The 3922-nt window shown below is 48.9% G+C and carries 3 protein-coding genes; 1 reads left to right on the top strand and 2 read right to left on the bottom strand.

Annotated elements, in window-relative coordinates; genetic code table 11:
- On the top strand, nt 1-2675 hold a 2675-nt coding region (locus WC903_09115), incomplete at its 5' end, for a PBP1A family penicillin-binding protein (protein ID MFA5894104.1).
- A 77-nt stretch (nt 2676-2752) separates the two neighbouring features.
- Here WC903_09115 and WC903_09120 read toward each other — a convergent pair.
- Together WC903_09120 and dnaN are read right to left on the bottom strand one after the other, a co-directional pair.
- The gene (locus WC903_09120) at nt 2753-3166 is read right to left on the bottom strand and encodes a bacteriohemerythrin (GenBank protein MFA5894105.1); all 414 of its coding nucleotides are present in this window, start codon (nt 3164-3166) and stop codon (nt 2753-2755) included.
- A 4-nt stretch (nt 3167-3170) separates the two neighbouring features.
- Nucleotides 3171-3922: DNA polymerase III subunit beta (gene dnaN / locus WC903_09125; protein MFA5894106.1), on the bottom strand; the 752-nt coding region annotated here is incomplete at its 5' end.

Here is a 3922-nt window from a genome sequence, read left to right on the forward strand (position 1 = left end):
GCGATCTGCCTGACCCCAATAAGCTGATGGAACGCCAGGTGGCACAATCTACCAAAATCTATGACCGCACCGGCAAGGTTGTTCTTTATGAGGTTCACGGCGATGAAAAACGCACGCTAGTGCCTTTAAGCGACATTCCGCTAACCGTACGCAACGCCACTATTGCGATTGAAGACAAAGACTTCTACAAACATGGCGGTTTTTCACTTTGGGCGATCTTCCGTACGGTAGTAATGAATGTACTCCGGCAACAAAAAGCCGGCGGTTCCACACTCACCCAGCAGTTCATTAAAAACGCGGTGCTGTCCAATGAAAAAACCATCACCAGAAAAATTAAAGAGCTGATTCTTGCTTATCAATTAGAAAAAAAGTTCTCCAAAGACGAGGTGCTCCAACTTTATCTGAATGAAATTCCTTACGGCTCAACCGCCTACGGCGTGGAAGCCGCCAGCCAAAAATATTTCGGAAAAAATATTAAAGACATTAGCCTGGCCGAGGCGGCAATCTTAGCCGCCTTGCCGCAGGCGCCCTCGCGCTATTCGCCTTTCGGGCCGAACAAAGATTTATTGATCGGCCGCCAGCATTATATTCTTGATCAAATGGCGCTACAGGGTTACATCAGCCAAGACGAGGCCGAGGCGGCCAAAATTGCAGAACTTACTTTCAAAAAACCGACCGAGCAGATGCTGGCGCCGCATTTTGTGATGTATGTGAAAGAGCTCGCCTCGGAAAAATATGGCGATAAGCTGGTGGAGTCGGGCGGACTCTCCATCATCACTACCCTGGATTACGACAAACAAAAAATCGCCGAAGAGGTAATCACCGAGCATGCGGCAAAAAACGAAGAAAAATATCAGGCGACCAACGCCGCCTTGGTCTCCCTTGATCCGAAGACGGGACAGATCCTGGCCATGGTCGGCTCCAAGGACTATTGGAGCGACAAAATTGACGGCCAATACAACGTAGTAACCGCTTCGCGCCAACCCGGCTCTTCCTTCAAGCCGGTTGTTTACACGGCCGCCTTTATCAAGGGCTACACGCCAGACACCGTGCTTTATGATGTCGTCACTAATTTTTCCACCGATCCGGCAAAAAAATATGAGCCGCATGACTATGATTTGGGCGAACGAGGCCCAGTTACTATTAAGAAGGCGCTGGCCGGCTCCTTAAATATCCCGGCGGTCAAGGCGATTTATCTGACCGGCATAAATAACGTTTTAGATCTGGCCGACAAGCTCGGCTACACGACTTTAAAAGCACGCGATCGCTTCGGCTTGTCGCTCGTCTTGGGCGGCGGCGAGGTGAGGCTCCTGGAACATGCCAATGCTTTTTCCGCCTTCGCCCGTGAAGGCAAGCTTCATCCGACCAGCGCGATTTTAAAAATTGAAGACCAGGACGGTAAAACGCTGGAAGAATACCAAGAGCAGGAAGAAACAGTATTGGAACCGCAAATCGCCCGCCTGACCACCAGCATCCTGTCCGACAACTCCGCCCGCGCCTACATTTTTGGCGAAAAAAACTATCTCACCCTGCCCGGCCGTCCGGTGGCCGCCAAAACCGGCACCACCAACGACTATAAAGACGCCTGGACCATCGGCTTTACGCCATCGCTCGTGACCGGCGTCTGGGTGGGCAACAACGACTTCACCTCCATGAAAAGGGGCGCGGACGGCTCCGTGGTGGCAGCGCCAATCTGGCGCGATTATATGGCCAGAGCGCTCGCCAACTCGTCGGTTGAATCTTTCACCGCGCCCGAGCCGATTATTACCGGCAAACCGGTGCTTGACGGCGACACCTCGGGTGGGCGACTTGTTAAAATTGACCGCGCCTCAGGCCTTATAGCCACTGACCTGACCCCGCCCTCGTTTATTGAAGAAAAATTATTTTCCGCCCCGCACGATATTCTATATTATATCAACAAAGACGACCCGCGCGGCCCGGCACCAACCAACCCAGCTGACGATCCGCAATTCGCTCTGTGGGAAAATGCCGTTGCGGGCTGGCTGAAAAAACACGGCTCCAGCACCTCCGCCACCGGCACCCCGCCCACCGCATACGACAATGTCCACAAAAAAGAAAATCAGCCGACCTTCACCATCGAAGAACCGCTGGCCAGCCAAGCCGTCAACGAAAATCTTATAGTCCGTATCAACGGCTCAGCGCCGCGCGGCCTTGGCCGCGTCGAATATTATCTTGACGGCAATCTCTATTTCGTCAACTCAAGCTACCCCTTCGGCATGGAAAAAAACCTGTCTTTCTTAACCGGCGGCTACCACGATCTGACGGTCCGGGTGTGTGATGATGTTGATAATTGCTCCGAACAAAAAATAAGTTTTAATCTGCAAAGCTCGAGGGTTGGATCAACTGACGAACCGATCAATTTCAGCTTAACCCAACCCACCAATGGTTTGGCGGTTAATAAAATTGACTTTCCGCTGGAATTAAAATTTGAAATTTTCAGCCAGCCTCGCCTCGCAAAAATTGTTGTCTACTATCGCGCCGGCACCTCCACGGACAGCGCGGTCGCCGCGACCATCGCGCCGATTGAGGGCGTGACCGCCAACGGCTACTGGAAAAAAACTCCGCCCAAGGGCCAAATTACTTTCTGGGCCGAGGCGTTTGACTGGTACGGCCACACCGCCAAAACCGAGGAACGGAGCCTGACTGTTCAATAATGTTTTTTGTCGGCTTGTTAAACGATTATAAAAAACGCTACCAAGGCGCCTTGGCAGCGTTTTCAATTTTATAAAGACTAAATCAATCCGTGATCATTAAAACATTTAGTATATTTTTTATCTATTGTTTTAATATGCCCTTGAATCCAGTTTTGCAGAAAAGTTAATATTTCACGCGCAAGCCCCGCCTTACTAGACAAATAATTTTTATGAAATTCTTGTATTTTTTCTTCGTAAGTCCTGTGTTCAGCCTGATGTGGGTCGGCTTCCTGATAATTAAATTTTTGAAAATATTTTTCTTCTTCTCCAAAATGAAAATCTACATAGGCGTGTAAAGCATACACAATATTTTCTAACAAAGCGGGGTCTTCGTCCCGTCGACTGTTTACCGCCAGCTCCAATTCATTCAAAATAGAAAAAAGCTTTTTGTGTTGAGCGTCAATCAGCTTTACTCCGACACTAAATGAATTATCCCAAACAATCTGAGCCATAGAGTTACTGCTTAATCGGCATAATAATATACAAATAACTGTCATCCAGCTCCGGTCGGACAATACAGGGCGTATTGCCGTCCACCATCATCACCACCGCCGATGGTTCATTTAAATTATTTAAACCATCCAACAAGTAACGATAATTGAGCACCACAGAATTATCATCTCCGCTGATTTTCGCCTCCACCTCGGCCATATTTTCTCCGGACTGGCCTGAAGCGGCAGAAATCATCATCTTAGTTTTATTTTTTGGAAAATCCAGATTTACATCATTGATGCCCGTCTTAGAAAACAGGGACGAGGCTTTAACCGCTCGCACCAACTCTTCTACCTTTACAGTCGCCTTAGTTTTGTTTTGCGCGGGGATTATTTGCTGGTAGTCAGGATAGTTGCCCTCAATCAACCGCGAAACCAGCTCGGTTGTTCCATAAACGAACAACACCTGATTTTCACTGAAATAAATCTCCATCTCATCGCCCGCCTCACCATCTCTGCCGCCGGACAAGATTCTAATCACCTCTTGCAAGGTCTTAGTCGGTACGATAAATCTTTTGTTGGCCAAATCACCGGTCAAGCTTAAGTTCTTCAGTTTTTTTTCCGTCAACCGAAAACTGTCCGTTGCCGCTAACACCAGCTCTTTATCGTTGAATAAAAACAAGACCCCCGCCAACTCCAACCGGGTATCGCTGGTTGCGGCTGCAAAAACCACCTGCGCCAACGCCCTTTTAAACTCATCCGCCCTGATTTTACACA

The sequence above is a fragment of the Candidatus Margulisiibacteriota bacterium genome, from assembly GCA_041658645.1.
Classification (GTDB): domain Bacteria; phylum Margulisbacteria; class WOR-1; order O2-12-FULL-45-9; family XYB2-FULL-48-7; genus JBAZZV01.